Here is a 17,557-nt window from a genome sequence, read left to right as displayed (position 1 = left end):
AATAGTTTAAGGCGAACGACCCTAATTGTAAGATGGTTGCCTTTAGCCAATTTTTTAAGTGAAACATGCGCATGGATGAAATGCTAATACGAAAGAATAAAAACTAATCTATTTAACTTTTACATCAAATATGAACGTTGCTTCTCCATCCTCCCATGTTGCTTGCACTTCTTAAATATAGACACCCATTTCTGCTGGAACAGTAATTTTGTTATCTTTTATAGTAACTTCGTTTGTTTCTCCATCTTTGGTCCATTCAAAAACGGTTAAACAGGGATTTTCTTCTATGATGATTTCTACAGTACTATATTTATCAACCGTAAGCGTTTTAAACTCTTGAGCAAACTCCATTACCAAAGGGGTTTCTACAGATCGAATCTCTGGGTTCCCTTCAGAAACATAATTACCCGTGATTATTTCATACTTATGTGATTCCACAATAACTCCACCAGATGTCGGAACTTGTTTTTTAGCTTCTTTAAAGGATTACAACATTGCATACTAATAGCAACAACATACTTTTTCAAATAGTTCACCCCTTAAAGCGGATTATAACAATAATATTTTGAATATTATTGTTATTATTCCCGTTCCAAAAGTACATAGCAAACAAAGGCTGAGACTATTGGTAAAGTGTTCAATAAAAGATAAATCTAGCACATGCTATTTATTACTTATCAAAAATTAATCGCAAATATTCTAAATCTTGATACAAAGGATAATTGGTGATAACTGAAAATCCTTGTGCATCGTGTTCGGTGACCAAAATAATAGCTTGATCTTTCAATTCAATAGTTGCAAATTTATTTTCATAGTATAATACATTTGCTTCTTGTGATATTAACCACATATTATTTTCCATTGCCAAGTGAAACCACTGAGAAAATACATTTTCTAATGCTTTCTTGTTGGGGATGGTAACCATAAAAGACGGTATCTCTGCACGATAAATCTTCAATCCAGACATCGTAAGAACCTTTCTCCCTGATGGTTGATAATAAATGTCAAATGTATCCTGATGGGACAATACCGACTCCACTTCATCTTCATATCCTTCGAAATGAACATAAAGTGGAAATGTAAAACATGTAATTGCCATCTTTTGCATTAGCAACTTAGTATCTTCCACATAATCTTCATTATCACCATACACATAAAACTGCTCATAATCCCCTTTGACTTCTACCCAGTCTTGGTTTTTTTCTACATCATGCATAATATGTACACCCATCATTTTCTTACCTCCCTAGTCGTTAAATTGCCATTTAACAACAAAAAAACATTCTCTCACACATTTTTTAATAACTTCTAGTTCATTGATCACACTATTTACGATTGACTTAAGTAAACGTTTCGTATTTTATTTAGAAATCCAGTACTGAATCCTGTAAAATTTTTAAAAAAGTGTTCATTTCTAGCAAAAAATGGTTTTCTGGTACAACAGTTACACCTCATCTATCAATAAATTCCCTTCATATAGGAGCAACTGTTTGAGAGATTGTAATTGTTTTAGTAATATTTTTTTCTTTTGCTTTATCTGGAGAGTTCGTCGATGCTCTTTCCATATGTGAGCAATTTCAATAGTGCATGACTTGTGTTCTCTTGTAACCTCATAAATATACTTATAGAGTAATGTTAGTTCATAGTATGTATTAGACTCTAATGTAACTGGTTCACATAGTCAATTGACTATTTCAAGTTGAATAGGATATTGGAAACCTTGTACATTTTCTTTACTTCGAGCAAGATCTAAGGAGTTATCTATGCTTACTACCCCAATACCTTACCTTTATTTTCTTCAAACACGTTTTTCTTATATATACTAAATGGAAGTTCTATATCTGAAGCAATATAATAATAACTAGTCAATTTTGCCTCCTCCTTGGTTATCACAAATTTGAGTAAATTTCATTATTGCTTTGTCTTTTGTTTTCCATGATGAAATCTGTTAACTGTTATCTTATTGTGACAGCAGTTTATTATAAACAACCTTCCCTCTTCTCATTTTAGGCTATAAAAGGTAACTACTTATCCACATAATTAGTAAATGAATGTTTCTTCATCCTACCTTTAGGAAAAACCACGAAAAAGTTTTGAAAAAATGATTATCCTTGCTCAAAACTTTTTCATAGTAATATATTGGACATTAATCTATTGCCTATTAATTATGGTGCTTTATAGACAAAGAGATTTCTATTCCCCCATTTGCGATTTGGAAGATATTAAACGCCTTCTACCTTCAACTTTCACTAAATTTTCAAGTTGCTTTAATGCATCTTTTGCTATCCAAATTTGATCCTTATTTCCACTTTGTAGTAAATTATACGCTAATGGATTGCTTTTTCCTGATAATTAAAATCTTTTTTGCCAATTTCCCTTAATGCACATGATATTGCTTTTTTAACATGTTTAAGATCGTCATTGGAATGTGCATAAATAATGGTTAATTAGTTATTAAGAACATTATCGGATATTGTTTTTTCATGTATAGCAAAGCTATCAGGGTAAATGCTGCCCTTTTGGTGTATGTTGCTTCAGATATGCACCACTTTTGTGATACACATGAGATATTCTCTCTCACAAGTGGTGCGTTTAAGCAAACATTTTAACCAAAAATAGTGCTTGACCATCTGTAGGTAAACTATAAGTGCTTAAAATATTAATTAATGATGATTTTCCTGCCATTTTCACCAAGTAAAGAGCATATCTCTCCTTCTTCTACCTTAAGATTGAAATTGTTCAATGCCGTGACACCTGTTTTATATTTACACAGTTATAATCAATTTTAAATGTAAGCTCATTTTATTGTAGGCATTGAGTATGGCATGCAATATGTACTAACACCGAAATTTTCACTTTTAATGCTAACAATTACTAATATACAGCCCAATTATCACATCAGTAGAAAGCATGTTTTGCTCCGTTCCCTATGAGCAGTTCATTGTATGACAATTAATTTTTTTGAAAATGAAGGTTGCGCTTTCTTTTGACTGATAGTATACTGTTAATAAATCAAAAAAAATTGATGTATTATGAGGAGGGGGAAAATGGAACTTACAAAAAATTTAAATGAAGATACAGCACTCGATTTTTATGAAAAGATGTTTAGTGCTTTAGCTGATAAAATTCGGCTTAAAATTATTAATGAAATTAGCAAAAGTCCAAACATGAATTTATGTGTCTGTGATTTGGAAGAAAAATTAGAATTACAACAATCCAGGTTATCTTATCACCTAAAGAAATTAGTTGATGCCAACATACTTATACCTGAAAAACATGGCACTTGGAATTACTATCGAATTAATGAAGAACAAATACAAGTTGTTTTATCCGAAAATACTTGTTGTAAGATTTTTTAATAGGTATCCTTTTTTTCTCATTAAATCAAATAAAATTGATTTATAGATCAAGATAATTTGATTAATAATCAGGTAAGGAGTTATACTCATGGCAGATTCCCTTATCGAATTTATAAAAACATTTCTCATGCTATCTGTTGAATTACTCGCCTTATTTATTGTCGTTAGTTTCATTGTGAGTTTAATTCAACAAGTTGTATCAGAGGAAAAAATCAAACGATTCTTAAACCGGCCAAACAAAGCTGTGAATTATATACTCGGCACATTCTTTGGCGCTGTTACACCATTTTGTTCCTGTTCAACTATACCTATCGTTGCTGGATTATTAAATTCAAAAGTGCCATTTGGTCCGTCGATGAGTTTTTTAATAGCTTCACCATTAATGAACCCAGTTATGATTTTCATGCTTTGGGCACTCTTGGGCTGGAAAATTGCACTTGTATATTTTATTATACTAAGTATTTTCAGTATTTTAGCAGGGCTTGTATTTTCAAAATTTCATTTGTTAGAAACATATAAAGGTGTAACGGTTAAAGGAGACGGCTTTTTCAGTAATCACCAAGGGTCTAAAATGAAGCGAGCTTTGAATGATGCATGGGCATTTCTTTTTCCAATGCTTCCCTACTTATTTATAGGGGTATTTATCGGAGCGTTTATTTATGGATTTATCCCGGCAGATTTCATTACAAAATACGCCAGTGGTGATGGTATATTTTCAGTTATGATTGCTTCTGTTATTGGGATTCCCATGTATATTCGCCCTGAAACGATGTTACCGATTGCGGAAGCGCTGGTCTCAAAAGGTATGACAATGGGAACTGTTATTGCATTAGTTATTGGCGGTGCAGGCGCAAGTATTCCAGAAGTAATTATGTTATCCAAATTATTTAAAAAGAAGTTTTTAGTAGCATTCATTGCAACTATTTTAATTGTAGCTATAAGTACTGGTCTTATAATTAATTCAATCTATTAAAGGTATGGTGATATTTTAATGAATAATGTGGAATCTTCAGTAAATAACCGTTATAGTAATGCAGCAAGGAGTAATGAATCTAATCTTTGTTGTCCAGTAGAATATGATACTAAATATTTAAAGATTATTCCAGATGAAATCATAGAAAAGGACTTTGGATGTGGTGATCCATTAGGTAAAATAAAAGAAGGAGATACTGTTTTAGATTTAGGATCTGGCGGTGGCAAAGTTCCTTATATTGTCTCACAAATTGTTGGCGAAACCGGAAAAGTTATTGGCGTAGATATGAATGACGATATGCTTGCTCTTGCTAAAAAGTATCAGCAAGAAATAATTGAAACTTTGGGTTATGATAACGTTACGTTCCATAAAGGTAAAATTCAAAATTTAAAATTAAATTTAGATGAATTGAACAAATATATAGAAACCAATCCAGCAACCAATATACAGGATTTTAATGCTATTAATGATCATATTCATTACTTAGAAGAAAAACTACCAATGATTGAAGATAATAGTATCGATGTAGTCATTTCGAATTGTGTGTTAAATCTTGTTTCAACTAAGGAAAAAGAACAATTGTTTAATGAAATATATCGGGTTTTAAAAGATGGTGGTAAAGCTATTATATCTGATATTGTATCTAACATCGTTGTTCCAGAACAAATGAGAAACGATGAAAATCTATGGAGTAGCTGCTATTCAGGAGCAATGGAAGAAAATGAATTTATAAGTGCATTTGAAAATGCTGGTTTTTATGGCATTGAAATTGACAAACGGGAAGATACATGGACTACTATTAATGACATCGATTTTAGAAGTATGACTGTTATAGCACGTAAGGGGAAAGAAGGTCCTTGCATTAATAAAGGGCAATCCGTTATATATAAAGGTCCTTTTAAACACATTGAAGATGACGATGATCATATTTATCAGAGGGGTGAAAGGACTTTTGTATGTGAAAAAACATTTAACATTTTACAACAAGAACCTTATGCACAACTCTTTGAGTTCTTAGATGAGAATAAAAGTCAAGTTGATAGCAATGATGAATGTTGTACACCAACATGTAATTGCTAAAGCATTGCATTTAAAGGAGGTGTTAAGATGGAAAAAAATATCTTTAAAAAAGCAATTTCTAGATTAAAACCCAAGCAACAAGAATGTTGCTCTGTTCAAATTGAGGAGAATAAGCAAGAATCTGATTCAAAGAAAGAACAAAGTAACAACAACTGCTGTTAATTAAGGATGTCATGAGGAGCTGTCGCAAAATGCATATTATGCATTTGCTGACAGCTCCTTTTTATATATGAGATTGCTCGTTTTAAGATGCATTATTTTATTTATGGTGATAAAAGGAAATTTAATCGGTTTTTGACGCACTTAAATAAGCCTCGCCTTTTTTTATTTTTTTAAGCTGTCTTTAATGGATGATAATAGAGGTTTAGGCGATTAGCTTGAATTTTCGTATGTATTTTATTGAGATTATAACCAAATGCCAGGATTAAAAGTTCGTTTCGTACATTACCTGTTCCTCGCGTACGAAACTTCTTCAGATGATAATCTTCCTTCAGTACGCCGAACGTTCCTTCCACTTGAATGGAACGATTCATACGGTACAGTGTGCCTGTTTCTGTTAGAATATTTTCTTGCGCTGTTTCCCGGTATGCCAGAAATTCCTTGGCTACATGCAGTTGGCGATTCCCTTTCGCTTTTGTACATTTTTCTTTGAGCGGACAACCTGTACAATCTTCACATTCGTAGACGGTTACCTGAGATTGATAGCCAGTCTGCGAGGTTCGCGTGTAGTTTCTAATGGCATGCAGCTGCTGGTTATTGGCACAGGTATAGGTATCTGTGCTTTTATCATAAGCCATGTTTTCTCGGTGTCTGATGTCCTTTTTGAAAGAAGCTTTTTTCTTGCGTTCATGATTTTGCGGCTTGATATAGGCCGTCTGTTTTTGCTTCTTTAAATACACGTAATTTTCTTCGCTTTCATATCCAGAATCTGCGACGATGTTGCGATAGGTAAAGGGAAGATGTTCCTTTACGTATTGAAGCATTGGAATCAATGTTGTTGTGTCGTTTCGATCGGAAAACGCATTGATCCCAACGATAAATTCCGCATCCACGGCAGCTTGGACATTATAAGCTGGTTTGAGTTGACCATTCCTCATAGGATCATCTTTCATTCGCATAAACGTGGCATTATGGTCTGTTTTAGAATAACTGTTTCGTTTCTCTCCCATAATCTGATTGGAAGTATCGTAGTGTTCTTTACGTTGAAGCATTTCCTTTACTTGTTCATGATAACGTTGAAGGACCGTTTTTCTTTTCCCCTTTCCATAAACGAACGTGATGTTTTCTTTCGCTTTTACTTTCTCCAGGAAAACAAGCACTTTTTTCAAATCTTCTAAAAAAGTCTCGTAAGGACTGGTGAAAATCTGACAGTATGTTGTATTGATCTGTTCCAGCAGGGCTTGCCATTTGGTATACATCTTGGCTTCATGTTTGGTAATTGCCTTTTTCCATACGAAAGAATACCGGTTGGCATACGCTTCGATTTTGGTGCCATCGATATAGATGGTTTCACCGGTAATCGCTTCTTGTTGATAAAGCCACACGACTTGTTGAAAGAAGAGCTGTTCCATCACCGTATCGGTCAGATATTTTTGCTTGAAACGACTGATAGTAGAATGATCAGGAGCTGCATACCCTTGAAGAAGCCAACGGAAATTGATATCCCGACGACATGCTTTCTCTATCCCACGGGAAGAGTAGATTTTTTGCGAGGCTGCGTAGGTAATGACCTTAAATAGAATGACTGGATCGACTGCTGGTTTTCTCCCTTTGGAAGCGTATGCCTGTAGTAGTTCTCTATAATCCATCCTTTCACATAAGAGGCAGTGGAGCCGGACCGAATCATCCATAGGAATCATTTCTTCTACATCCATCGGTAAATATAATTGATAATTTGCTGCAGTTTGCGTATACTGGGCTTGTATTATTCTTTTATTTGTCATAAATCAATAATACATGAGAACAGGCCCTTTGTGGTCTGTTTTTTTGTGTATACACAAAAAAGCTGTCACACAATCAATTACCTGATTGTGCAACAGCCCCTTTTTAACTATAGGGAAAATATCTTTAGGTCTGAATGTATTAGGCGTAACATTTTTGGATTGTTCTGAAGTAGATATTTTCGGTGTATGGCATTGCAAAATCATTAACAGACTCGTCACAAAAAAATACAATGAATGGTAAATTGATATACACGGGAGGAAATACACGACTTGATGTAAGGGATGATTTCAATATGCTGTAAAGCTAGAGGTTCTGTTGACTGAATATTTATTTTTTACTAGGCTCCTAACTGTTTCTAACAGAACAGAATTGTGATAAAAGGGATATCTTATTATTGACATCTTGCTCTTCTCGGTAATCATATCCTTATATACTAACAAAATCCATCCTTGGTTTTCTATACATTCCTTCGTCTACATATAAAGTCGCTAAACACGAAAACCCGGCTTCCCATTACGGAAAGCCGAGCCGATTAGAGCTTTAATTCCCCCATACGAAGGAGCTCTACAACAGCCTGTGATCGCCCCTTGACACCTAGCTTCTGCATAGCATTTGCTATGTGTACCAATTGCAAATAGAAGTATTTACTTATCATTGTTTAAGCCATGAACTGATTCCAGGTGAATATTGCTCTTATACAATACGTTTCCAACGAGGATCTTTGAGGTCTTTTTCATTAGGTTTCCGCACGTGCTCAACAAACTCTTCTTCACAAGCTCCCACTAAAATAAAATTCCTTTGCGCTTGCTTTAATGAAGGGGCATTAGCGTCTCCTTCATAATCAGGGTCATCAAATTGAGTATAATCATCTTCCCAAAAGCATATTTCACATATCTGGAAATTACCCGGTGGTTCTTCGTTTAGTGTTTTGTAGCCACAACAAGGACAAGTATATTTCATTTCAAACCTTTACCAACTCTTTCTAAATATTTTTGTTTTTTTAGGAGTTACTTGCTGGATTTACGACCAAGCGTAAACCGTAAATAAATAGCCACAGCAATTAGTACAATTAATGCAATAGTATTTATTATTGTTGAAATAAACTCATTGTCTACGAAAATATTTATAAAAAATGAACCTGCAACTATCACTAAAACAATCAAATATAAATTTTTATTCATGATATCCCTCTCCATTAAAACGTATAACATCGCCGAAACGACAATTATTTTTTATGGGTGCCTTTCTCTATAAGCCATATTAATAAGCCTACTGTAATTAGTATGATGGCTAAACTTAAAAATATTTAAAGAAGGCTATCATCAGGCAACAGATTGAATAACAAAACGTCCACTACTATAAATACTATAACATAACAGAGTAACTTAATATAAAACATTCCTCATCCCTTCTCACTTCTGAACCTCTTACATGCAGCACTTTTTTCATGTTCCACTAATCTACTTATTCAAATCAAAATTATATTTGATATCCACACTACCATCTATATTTACTGTTATATAATCAATGATTACCTTTAAAGCATGGTAAACTCTATCCCTCTTTTCGATTTCTTTAAAAATTTGTTGGATATTTTTTACAGATGATTCTTAATTATTATATAGAAATAGTTTACAGGACAAAAATAGATATCTTCTGTAGAATCAGCATTAAATGTAATATAAGAGGGACCCACGATCGTGGGTCATAAAGCCATAATAAAGGCTGTCAGTCATAAAAAACTGCACCTCCAATTATTAGAGTTGTGTCTAAAAATTGGGGTGCCGTTCAGAACTGGTGGTTTGATTACTGATAATTTGACTAATTATTTTAGAAGGAGTCTATAGCGCTTTATATAGAATATATCAATTCCTCTTGTTTTAATTAAAAAGTTAATAACAATAATTAATTGATTGATGATATGGAGGACAGTTATCAATGGTGTTACTGATTTTAGCTCCTTCAAATCTTGTGGTCGCTGGTTCATTCATTATATCGCCTGTCTCTGAACTATCTATGAACACCTCTACTATGTCACCAGCATTAAGCTGTATAATAGTCGAAACGGCTATATCATTATCAAAATCAAGGTCAATTGAAGTAAAAAAATCATTATCTCTAGCTACATCTACACCATTTACACGTATTATTATTCGTACCCTGTAATCTTCAAGAACACCTTCCGCAACGTCAAATTGAATACTAGCTATTAATGAATAAATACCACTACAATTTGGGATGAAAGTAGAAGCGCCAGGATTATACTCATTTCCAAAATCGTATTGTTCATTTGGGTACATAACTTTTAGTATTGTATCAGCTGTTACGGTCTGATTAGACATATTATTAACAGCTCTAAAAGCAGAAGAAGTTTCTTTTTTACAGCAATGAGAGCAATCAAAATCACTTGTGCATTTTTTCTTTTGATAACAACAATGGTGATTATCTAATTTTGAAGTACATGCTTTTTTAGACGAACATGGGAAACAGCAAGAATGGTAATTCTTCCGTTTTTTACATTTTATCACTAGCGTTGCATAAACTTTTTATAAAGTAGTCAAGAAAAAACAACTTGTGTCAATACTAAGAATAATAGGAATTATCAATACAAAAACGCATAAAAAAACCTTATAATAAGGGAATGGTAGTCCTGTCCAAATCCCAAATTATAAGGAGTCTTTCATGGACAATCATACCATAAAAATGGTATTCAAGGAATACATTCATCCATTAGATACAAAAGTTATTCAAAAAATGATTGATATAGAAGGGGTAGACAAGTATGTGAAAAAGCTAGATACCATTGCCTATATTCGCTTATTTATTTACGCACAACTTAAAAAATCAGAAAATCTTGCAGTAATCAGTCAGTCTGTTTCACGCAAAAAAACGGTGCAGCGATTAGTAGGTATAGACAGTATCAGTAAGTCACAACTCTCGCGTAAGAATAGACAAATCCCACATGAAATACCAGAAGCTATTCTTCGTCATCTCATTCAAAAGGTACAGTATACACTAGGACCTGTGAAAGCAGGAAAGGCATTGCTTCAGCTGCATTTGATTGATTCATCGACTATTTCCATGTGTCTTAGTGGCTATGAATGGGCTGATTTTCGAGAAACAAAAGCCGGGATTAAAATGCACACTTCAATTAGGTTGTGCAATGATACGCTCTCGCTAGATAAGATGATTCTAACGCCAGCCCGACCAGCGGATGAGACACAGCTGGATGAATTAATTGTTTATCAGTTAGATGTGCTTCATGTATTCGATCGCGGGTACTTCAACTTTGCGAAGTTCGATGCCTATTCGGAAAAAGGAATAAAATTTGCAACGCGTATCAAAGCCAATACAGTGGTACACGTCGTGGAAGAGTTACTCGTGGATCCATCTTCTCCCATCACACGCCATGCCATGGTGACAATCGGAAACATGAAACATCCATTACAATTGATAGAGACAACAGATAGTAATGGCAAGCCTATTCGGATTGTGTGTAACGACGCCAAGCGCAGTGCGCAAGAAATCAGCGATATCTACCGAAACCGCTGGAAAATAGAGTTGTTTTTCAAATGGATCAAGCAACACTTGGTCATTACAACATTATATGGTAAGAGTGAAAATGCCGTTTATAATCAAGTCTATCTTGCAATGATTACCTTTTGCCTGATCATCCTAATGAAAAATAAAATAGGTTTCAAAGGAACCTTGTTGGAAATGTTGCGTTGGATAAAGGATGGTTACGATCAATCCATGGCAACCTTTATTTTGAAAGTACGTAAAGAACCAGAGCGAGAGTCCAGTGGACGACGAAGGTGGGACAATGAGCGAATTTTTGCAGAGACCCTAGCACAATATGAGACAGGAGACGTGTTACACTTAGATGATTTAACATACGATCCATTCGTTTAAAAGTATATACTATTCAAAAAATGGATGAAGGGCTACCTCTCATGCCTGTTGTCTTTTTTTCATTGTGTACAAATAACATATATCAGAAAATTCTGTTACCTATGTCTCAAATGGAAAATTAACGCTTGACTTGAAGCATTACTTTTTATGCAACGCTAGTGACATTTTATATAAGAAGTACTACAAGGCTTTTTATAAATTTTATTCATTCTAAACACTCCTTTCTTATTACAATCTTCTTTAGTATATTAACTGATAATATGTATTGATTTGGCGTTTGTCATGGTTTTTATAATTTTGGTGAAGATCAGAAAATTTTCGTTTTCCTTTTAGTAAAAAATCTATTCCAACCTCATCTACGTATGCTATATCGAGATAGAGGATATCAGTTTTGCCATTGGTAACTCGACCAACCATGACATAACGGATATCCTCTTACTGACAAACAACTTAATAAATTCCAGATAGCTTTTCAGCGAATTGCTTTACTTTTCAAAAGTCAACACTTAATACTGACGCATTTTAATAATAGATAGTAGCATTCCTTTCGCATCAATCATTAAGGCTTATTTAGCATACCTGAAACTACAGTTAATAACGTAACATATTAACTTAATATAAAACGGTCTCCCATCCCTTCTGATTATTTAACATGCAGTACTTTATATCATGATTTTATAATCTACTTATTCAAATCAAAATTATATTTGATATCCACGCTGCCATCTATATTTACTGTTATATAATCAATGATTACCTTTAAAACATGGTATAAATCCTGATCCTTTTTTTCGATCGTTTTAAAAGCTTGTTGGATGTTTTTCACAGATACTTCCTGTACTTCTTCATTTTTATACAAGAACAGTTTATCCTGGGCTTCTTTTATCTGTTGTTCAAATTCTTTTCTTCTAACTTGAAATTCTACTTTATCAATCAATCTATCAAGGTAAAGATCAACAAGACCTTCGCTTTTCTCTTGATACTTCGCAATACTATTTTCCAATTGCTTCACTTGCTGCTTAGAGTGATTATTTAAAGTATTGTTAAAATCAAGCGAAACTTTTTGTCCAGTTTCTAATAGGCGCTCAACTATAAAACGGCGAAATTCTTCATAGCGAATAGGTACATGATTGTCGCATCCACTCTTCCCACTTCTCCTATAAGCACTACATTTTAAATATCGCCAATGGGTTTTCGTTCCATCTAGTTTTTGGTTCCAAGATTGAATAATCACTATATTAGATCCACATTTCCCACATTTGAGAAGACCACGAAATTCATTCCATGGCGTGATTTTCGTTTTAATGTTGACCTTCTTTTTATTATTTGCTAGTTTCCAATCTTCTTTACTAACAATTGCAGGGTGATGATCTTCAAAAACAATCCATTTTTCTTCTGGGTTGCGTATCTGTTTTTTACGGCCATCTACTTTAATTGTGGTATATTGATTGAGTATGAAAGTTCCACAAAACGTTGGATTTTTAATAATTCGTTGAATAGACGTAATCTGCCATGCTTTTCCACTTCTCGGCGGAAGAATCTCCCCTTGTTGAACACCCTTGTTCAACAAGTGTGTGATTTTTTTAAAGCCAAATCCTTCTTCGTTATACCATTTGTAGATTTGCCGAATTACATTTGCCTCATCTTCTTTAATAACTAACTTCTGATCAATACGGTCATAACCGTATGGGATTTTCCCTATATGCTCCCCTCTCCGTACTTTAGCTGCAAGAGCAGAGCTAATGGAAACAGATAAAGACTTTGGATATTGTGCAGCAAACATCGAAAACATTTCAAATTTCATGTCGTTTTTTCCTTCTACATAGCTATCATAGCCTTCTTCGATGGTTACTACTCTTACACCATGACCAAGCAACACTTCTTTAATTTCCAAAGCATCCTTTAAATCACGAGCTAATCTATGTATAGATTTAAAAAGAACCATCTTTATTTCACGATTTCTAGCTTTTTGGAGAATTAATTGCATGGCCGTTCTTTCCAGGAATAGTGTCCCTGATTTATCTTCATCAACTAACACAGCGTTCTCATTAAATTCATAATGGTTCTGTTCCAGCCAGTATCGACATATATCAATTTGGTTAGGAACAGATTCTTTTTGGCTATCTTTATCACTGGAAACACGAGTGTAAATTAAATATTTATAGTCATTATATTTAGTTATTTCTACATCGGACTGTTTAAACATATTGCCCCTCCCCCATACCAAAATATGCGTACTTCCATTATAACATTACGGGAAGAGTTATGATTGCAGTTGCGGTAACAGGTTTATTATTTCACAAAATGATAAATGGAGAAACTATTTTTTCTGTATCCTACGTAGAGGACACTTTTTCTGTACTCTATTTAGGCTACAAACGAATGTTCCAATACTTATAAAGAGAATTTATGAAAAAGAAAAACCTTGAAAGGATTGGCCAATCAAGGTTCTATGTTAACTACGGTATTATTTTTAGCTATCTCTTTTCCACACACATTGCTCGTCAGTTAAATAAACCGCACTTGGTGGGTCATCGTAGAGAGAGATTTCAACCAATGAACTTTTCTCTTGTTTTAACCAATTATATATACTACTTTCATTAGTAGAAGGATATGTTAAAATTTTATTTACTTTAAATACAGCTGCATCATATTCTGTATAATTTATATCATCCTCTTCTAAACCATTGTCTGTTTCGAATACTGTATCTAGTTCGCCAATAATCCTCAATCCATTTTCCCATTCTAGTATCATGTCTCTATCTTCATAATTTATTAATGCTCCTATTAAAAAGTCATACCCCATATACATCCTCTTTTCTTATGTTTTTATGGTCTGGATGGTACTATATGAGCACCGTCTTTCCCATAATGTATCAATCCTTTAGTAGTCTCATGATATTCACCAGTATTGCGATCATAGTATTTGCCTATTGGTTCACCAAAGTTTATTCTTTCTTTATTTTTGTTAATCGAAGTTCCCTTCCCCGCAAACTTATCGAGCATTTCCTGTACAGTTTTATTATCCCCGTAGAAGATACTCTTATTTTTCCCATTTGCTAATTCTTGTTTATAGTTTGGGGTATTAAGAATATGCTTCTCCTGAGCTCCTGACTTTACTTTAACTGGAAAGCCATTTACTTCACGATAAGGTCCTGCAGGTACTGATTTCTTTCCATAAGAAGGTGCTCTATTCTCCGTATCCCTAACTTTCTTCGCAGTCTGCTTACCCTTATCCGCAAATTTAATAACTCCACCAGCCTTAGCTAGCTTTAAGACTTTGCCCGCTGGAATAATAGAAGCGCCAGTCCATAATCTTTCACCTGTAGAGGCCTCTGAGTCCAGAACGGTTTTTATATCATCTACAATAACAAAGTCTAACGCTTTCTTGGAAAGTTTTAAGCCTGTTTTTCCTGTCTTATATCCTGCTAAACCTACGTGTAAACCTGCTTTAGCTATTCCTTGTGTTGTCTTTTCAATCCAATTCTTTTCCGGATCTTTTGGCTTGTGTCGATCAGAAGGAATAGCATCCACTAGTTCATACTCAGCGTTTCCGGATTCTGATTGATATTTCCTTATAATTCTACCATCTGTCAACGTATAGTAAGTTCCCTGGTGTACTTTTTTATAGTCGGAGATGTTTACTGAGGAAACTACTTAATGTTCAATGGTAGTAAATTCCCTTGTAGTTAAACTATCTCCTGATGCTGCCACAGCTGCTTGCATTGCCCGATAGCTATAATCCATTGTTTGTAGCCCAAATTTTTTCTGTAGATAATGCACGAACAAGTTTGCTGGTGGCAAATGCTGAGATAATAGATACTTGCCAACCTCACCAAGCACCGTCTCTAGCCCAACGGCATTTCGAACAGCCTTACTCCTAATGCCGCTTATTAGATCTTTATGAAACCTTTGATCTGCTAATTGCCGTGCTTGGTAACTGCCAATATGTATTTGGCCATTATTTCCTAACTCGCGGATTTGGCTAATGTAGTTTTTCATCATGTGAATATCTTGTTCAATCGGTTCCAACTTAGCTGTATTATGACGATCCAATTCATACAACTTTTCTAGAGTCTTATGGGTCTTTTTCTTTCCATGTTGTACATTATTCAAGAACTCGCTATCATCTATCTTAGGTAAGTCCACAATATCACTTACCGATTGGATAATAGCATTCGCTTCATCTGTTAAATCCATCGTAACTTGTTCCATTCGTTCTAATCCCCGTCGTACATCTTGAGAAATAAAATCTTCTCGAATAACCCCGTCTTTATCTGGCTCCATGTACTGAATCGACTTTTTCATTTTCTGTAAAGTATCGGTGTAATTCGTAATAAATCCTTCTAGAAACAACAGAAACGGCATGTGCACCTCTTGATAAAAGGCACGAATGGAATTAGCCAGTTTCCCTTTAAATTCATCCTCCAAAGCTATCATAGCTTCTATACTCTTCTGGATGTTTTTCACTTGTGTATGTATTTGTTCTAGGCGTGATATCGTTTTGTCAATATAGCTATGGAGGTCGCTCACATAAAGCGCCTTAATGAACATCCCCTCCCATCCCCATTGGTAATAATTTCAATGTAACCCTTTTAGTTGCATTATACTAAATGCACAAGGAATATGAAACGGTTGATCTGCAATTCATTTTCTATGCAACAAACAATATATACTACTGGTTATAAACGACTAAAACCAACAATCTTTATCCCTTTAAATATATACTGTGATATATTTTATTTCTTTTATATATTGAATTATATATTACAGAATATTATAATGTATATAAAAAATAAATGACATGGGAGGAATTTATATGTTAGCTTTTTCGTTTGATGTGGGGAATGGTTTTGTAAAGGCAAGAAATGATAAAAGGAGTATGATTGCTCCAAGTTCTATTGCTAAAAAAGAAAGCATGGGAAGTTCAAGCATTACAGGCATGTCTTCGAGCTTTGACGTCTCATTTGGTTACCGTGAATTTGAATCTAGCTTAGATGACGGAACAACATATATTTGGGGAGAAGAAATTGCTGATGTCGTGGATCCATGTTCATTACTTCCTACATATACACATAACCACCGTTATACGCAAAAGCGTTTCAAACTTCTGTGCTCTTTCATTCTTGCTGAGCTTGCTAGCGATTATGAAGAAGATGAACTACGTGATGTTATTGTTGTAACGGGGCTTCCGTCACAAGAAGTAGGAACAACAGAGGCCGAAGAGTTTAAGCGCTTTTTACAACAAAAACACATTGTGAAGATTAATGGCAAACAGTTATTCATCCATGTTACTGATGTACGTATTATTGAGCAGCCCTTAGGCACTCTACTTCACCAATACATGAATGAATCTGGACAAGTTCATAAGGAATTTTTAAACAACACATTAACCGTCATTGACTTCGGCGCAGGCACAACCATCATGGACACCTTTAAAAATGTAAAGCGCCTAGAAGATAAATCTGAAACATATTATGTGGGTATGAACGATATTCATAAACGAATTGCTAAACGAATCGAGCGTGAACATGGCATTAAAGGTTTAGATGCAAGCTTTGTAGAAGAGGGCTTTCGCAATAACACAATGGTTGCCACCGTATCCGAGCGAAAAAAATACTCTTTTGAAGACATAGCAAAAGACATCATTACAAACTTTATCGAGAAGCTTATCTCTGATATGGACGCTGTACTAACAAATCGAGATAGTATCGATAAATTCATATTAACCGGAGGCGGTGTTCACATCGTATCCACTTATTTTCAAGACACATTTGGTGAGGATTCCGTTCTTATAGTAGAAAACTCTCAGGAAGCAAATCTAAGTGGCTTTTACAAGTTAGCTTCTACCATTAGTCGTAAAGAAAAAGCTAGTTAAAATAGGGGATATCTCTCCCCTATTTTGCTTTAGGATGAACTATAGTATATACTATTAAACGTATTACATATTAAAATGAAAGGGGTAAACGCATGACTACACATCGGAAATTATTCTCCTATGACAGCTTAGAAGATGCTGATATTCATGAATTCTTTCAATCTTTACCCGATCGCCAAGCTTCCAAATATATTCGCATCGCTATTAGGAAACTAATGAAGGAAATGGAGGAAAAAGGGGAAATCAGCCCCATTTCAAAATCCTCTACCTCTTCCACAGAAAGCAAAGAAGAGAATACAAAAGCGCAACATCAGGAATCAAGTAATGATACCTTTATAAACAACGACGATATTCTTAATTTAGGAAAATAAGATGTATATTGTGCTACTACTGTTTAATATAGCAGTAGCA

At 34.4% G+C, this 17,557-nt stretch carries 16 protein-coding genes and 2 pseudogenes; 7 read left to right on the top strand and 11 right to left on the bottom strand.

Features of this window, described 5'->3' with window-relative positions; genetic code table 11:
* Positions 1–171: 171 nt before the first annotated feature.
* Both B2C77_RS09395 and B2C77_RS09390 read right to left on the bottom strand, forming a co-directional pair.
* Positions 172–438 carry a hypothetical protein gene (locus B2C77_RS09395; RefSeq protein ID WP_077703377.1) on the bottom strand — a complete coding sequence of 89 codons (267 nt, stop codon included), beginning with the start codon at positions 436–438 and terminating at the stop codon, positions 172–174.
* A gap of 232 nt (positions 439–670) precedes the next feature.
* Positions 671–1,234 (bottom strand): hypothetical protein, encoded by a 564-nt coding sequence (locus tag B2C77_RS09390; protein ID WP_077703376.1) that lies wholly within the window; start codon positions 1,232–1,234, stop codon positions 671–673.
* Between the two features lie 1,813 nt (positions 1,235–3,047).
* On the opposite strand from B2C77_RS09390, the gene B2C77_RS09385 reads away from it, so the two are divergent.
* From B2C77_RS09385 to B2C77_RS22360, 4 genes are all read left to right on the top strand, one after another.
* Positions 3,048–3,359, top strand: coding sequence for an ArsR/SmtB family transcription factor (locus tag B2C77_RS09385; protein WP_077703375.1), 312 nt, complete (start codon positions 3,048–3,050; stop codon positions 3,357–3,359).
* Positions 3,360–3,447: 88 nt separating this feature from the next.
* Positions 3,448–4,332: a permease gene (locus B2C77_RS09380; RefSeq protein WP_077703374.1), complete on the top strand. Its 885-nt coding sequence runs from the start codon at positions 3,448–3,450 to the stop codon at positions 4,330–4,332.
* Between the two features lie 18 nt (positions 4,333–4,350).
* Entirely contained in the window at positions 4,351–5,412 is a 1,062-nt protein-coding gene (locus B2C77_RS09375) for a methyltransferase domain-containing protein (RefSeq protein WP_077703373.1), read from the top strand.
* A 27-nt stretch (positions 5,413–5,439) separates the two neighbouring features.
* A complete protein-coding gene (locus B2C77_RS22360) occupies positions 5,440–5,574 on the top strand; it encodes a hypothetical protein (RefSeq protein WP_257790346.1) in 135 nt (44 codons plus the stop codon).
* A 170-nt stretch (positions 5,575–5,744) separates the two neighbouring features.
* Here the strand turns inward: B2C77_RS22360 and B2C77_RS09370 are convergent, their stop codons facing one another.
* The 5 genes and pseudogenes from B2C77_RS09370 to B2C77_RS09355 all read right to left on the bottom strand — a co-directional run bounded on the left by B2C77_RS09370 (position 5,745) and on the right by B2C77_RS09355 (position 9,698).
* A complete protein-coding gene (locus B2C77_RS09370; protein WP_077703372.1) occupies positions 5,745–7,355 on the bottom strand; it encodes an IS1182 family transposase in 1,611 nt (536 codons plus the stop codon).
* A 533-nt stretch (positions 7,356–7,888) separates the two neighbouring features.
* Positions 7,889–7,978 (bottom strand): annotated as a pseudogene (locus tag B2C77_RS09365) (helix-turn-helix transcriptional regulator); the annotation flags it as partial.
* 71 nt (positions 7,979–8,049) lie between these two features.
* The gene (locus B2C77_RS09360; RefSeq protein WP_077703370.1) at positions 8,050–8,316 is read right to left on the bottom strand and encodes a CPCC family cysteine-rich protein; all 267 of its coding nucleotides are present in this window, start codon (positions 8,314–8,316) and stop codon (positions 8,050–8,052) included.
* Positions 8,317–8,363: 47 nt separating this feature from the next.
* Positions 8,364–8,537 carry a hypothetical protein gene (locus tag B2C77_RS21655; protein WP_176087307.1) on the bottom strand — a complete coding sequence of 58 codons (174 nt, stop codon included), beginning with the start codon at positions 8,535–8,537 and terminating at the stop codon, positions 8,364–8,366.
* Between the two features lie 711 nt (positions 8,538–9,248).
* A complete protein-coding gene (locus B2C77_RS09355; RefSeq protein WP_077703369.1) occupies positions 9,249–9,698 on the bottom strand; it encodes a hypothetical protein in 450 nt (149 codons plus the stop codon).
* A gap of 340 nt (positions 9,699–10,038) precedes the next feature.
* Between B2C77_RS09355 and B2C77_RS09350 the strand changes: the two genes are divergently transcribed.
* Positions 10,039–11,268: an IS4 family transposase gene (locus tag B2C77_RS09350; RefSeq protein ID WP_077702295.1), complete on the top strand. Its 1,230-nt coding sequence runs from the start codon at positions 10,039–10,041 to the stop codon at positions 11,266–11,268.
* A 682-nt stretch (positions 11,269–11,950) separates the two neighbouring features.
* Here B2C77_RS09350 and B2C77_RS09345 read toward each other — a convergent pair.
* The 4 genes and pseudogenes from B2C77_RS09345 to B2C77_RS09330 form a co-directional block, all read right to left on the bottom strand.
* Positions 11,951–13,474: a recombinase family protein gene (locus B2C77_RS09345; RefSeq protein ID WP_077703368.1), complete on the bottom strand. Its 1,524-nt coding sequence runs from the start codon at positions 13,472–13,474 to the stop codon at positions 11,951–11,953.
* Positions 13,475–13,741: 267 nt separating this feature from the next.
* Positions 13,742–14,074 carry a YxxD family cognate immunity protein YxxD gene (locus tag B2C77_RS09340; protein ID WP_077703367.1) on the bottom strand — a complete coding sequence of 111 codons (333 nt, stop codon included), beginning with the start codon at positions 14,072–14,074 and terminating at the stop codon, positions 13,742–13,744.
* 23 nt (positions 14,075–14,097) lie between these two features.
* A pseudogene (locus tag B2C77_RS09335) lies at positions 14,098–14,472 on the bottom strand (polymorphic toxin type 50 domain-containing protein); the annotation flags it as partial.
* A 453-nt stretch (positions 14,473–14,925) separates the two neighbouring features.
* Complete coding sequence (locus B2C77_RS09330; protein WP_077703366.1) at positions 14,926–15,822, bottom strand: ribonuclease YeeF family protein; 897 nt, start codon at positions 15,820–15,822, stop codon at positions 14,926–14,928.
* A 265-nt stretch (positions 15,823–16,087) separates the two neighbouring features.
* Here B2C77_RS09330 and B2C77_RS09325 point away from each other — a divergent pair, with 265 nt between their 5' ends.
* Positions 16,088–17,146, top strand: a complete 1,059-nt coding sequence (locus B2C77_RS09325) for a ParM/StbA family protein (RefSeq protein WP_077703365.1) — start codon at positions 16,088–16,090, stop codon at positions 17,144–17,146.
* 92 nt (positions 17,147–17,238) lie between these two features.
* The gene (locus tag B2C77_RS09320) at positions 17,239–17,517 is read left to right on the top strand and encodes a hypothetical protein (protein WP_077703364.1); all 279 of its coding nucleotides are present in this window, start codon (positions 17,239–17,241) and stop codon (positions 17,515–17,517) included.
* The last annotated feature ends 40 nt before the right edge of the window (positions 17,518–17,557 follow it).

The sequence above is a fragment of the Virgibacillus dokdonensis genome (assembly GCF_900166595.1).
GTDB classification, from domain to species: domain Bacteria; phylum Bacillota; class Bacilli; order Bacillales; family Amphibacillaceae; genus Virgibacillus; species Virgibacillus dokdonensis.
Note: the sequence above shows the minus strand (reverse complement) of the source record. Positions and strands in the feature narration are given on the sequence as shown.

Bases quoted from the DNA above. Each gene is read 5' to 3' on its own strand.
- B2C77_RS09390 (WP_077703376.1), bottom strand. From the start codon at position 1,234: ATGATGGGTGTACATATTATGCATGATGTAGAAAAAAACCAAGACTGG.
- B2C77_RS09385 (WP_077703375.1), top strand. From the start codon at position 3,048: ATGGAACTTACAAAAAATTTAAATGAAGATACAGCACTCGATTTTTAT.
- B2C77_RS09380 (WP_077703374.1), top strand. From the start codon at position 3,448: ATGGCAGATTCCCTTATCGAATTTATAAAAACATTTCTCATGCTATCT.
- B2C77_RS09375 (WP_077703373.1), top strand. From the start codon at position 4,351: ATGAATAATGTGGAATCTTCAGTAAATAACCGTTATAGTAATGCAGCA.
- B2C77_RS22360 (WP_257790346.1), top strand. From the start codon at position 5,440: ATGGAAAAAAATATCTTTAAAAAAGCAATTTCTAGATTAAAACCCAAG.
- B2C77_RS09370 (WP_077703372.1), bottom strand. From the start codon at position 7,355: ATGACAAATAAAAGAATAATACAAGCCCAGTATACGCAAACTGCAGCA.
- B2C77_RS09360 (WP_077703370.1), bottom strand. From the start codon at position 8,316: ATGAAATATACTTGTCCTTGTTGTGGCTACAAAACACTAAACGAAGAA.
- B2C77_RS21655 (WP_176087307.1), bottom strand. From the start codon at position 8,537: ATGAATAAAAATTTATATTTGATTGTTTTAGTGATAGTTGCAGGTTCA.
- B2C77_RS09355 (WP_077703369.1), bottom strand. From the start codon at position 9,698: ATGTCTAATCAGACCGTAACAGCTGATACAATACTAAAAGTTATGTAC.
- B2C77_RS09350 (WP_077702295.1), top strand. From the start codon at position 10,039: ATGGACAATCATACCATAAAAATGGTATTCAAGGAATACATTCATCCA.
- B2C77_RS09345 (WP_077703368.1), bottom strand. From the start codon at position 13,474: ATGTTTAAACAGTCCGATGTAGAAATAACTAAATATAATGACTATAAA.
- B2C77_RS09340 (WP_077703367.1), bottom strand. From the start codon at position 14,074: ATGGGGTATGACTTTTTAATAGGAGCATTAATAAATTATGAAGATAGA.
- B2C77_RS09330 (WP_077703366.1), bottom strand. From the start codon at position 15,822: ATGTTCATTAAGGCGCTTTATGTGAGCGACCTCCATAGCTATATTGAC.
- B2C77_RS09325 (WP_077703365.1), top strand. From the start codon at position 16,088: ATGTTAGCTTTTTCGTTTGATGTGGGGAATGGTTTTGTAAAGGCAAGA.
- B2C77_RS09320 (WP_077703364.1), top strand. From the start codon at position 17,239: ATGACTACACATCGGAAATTATTCTCCTATGACAGCTTAGAAGATGCT.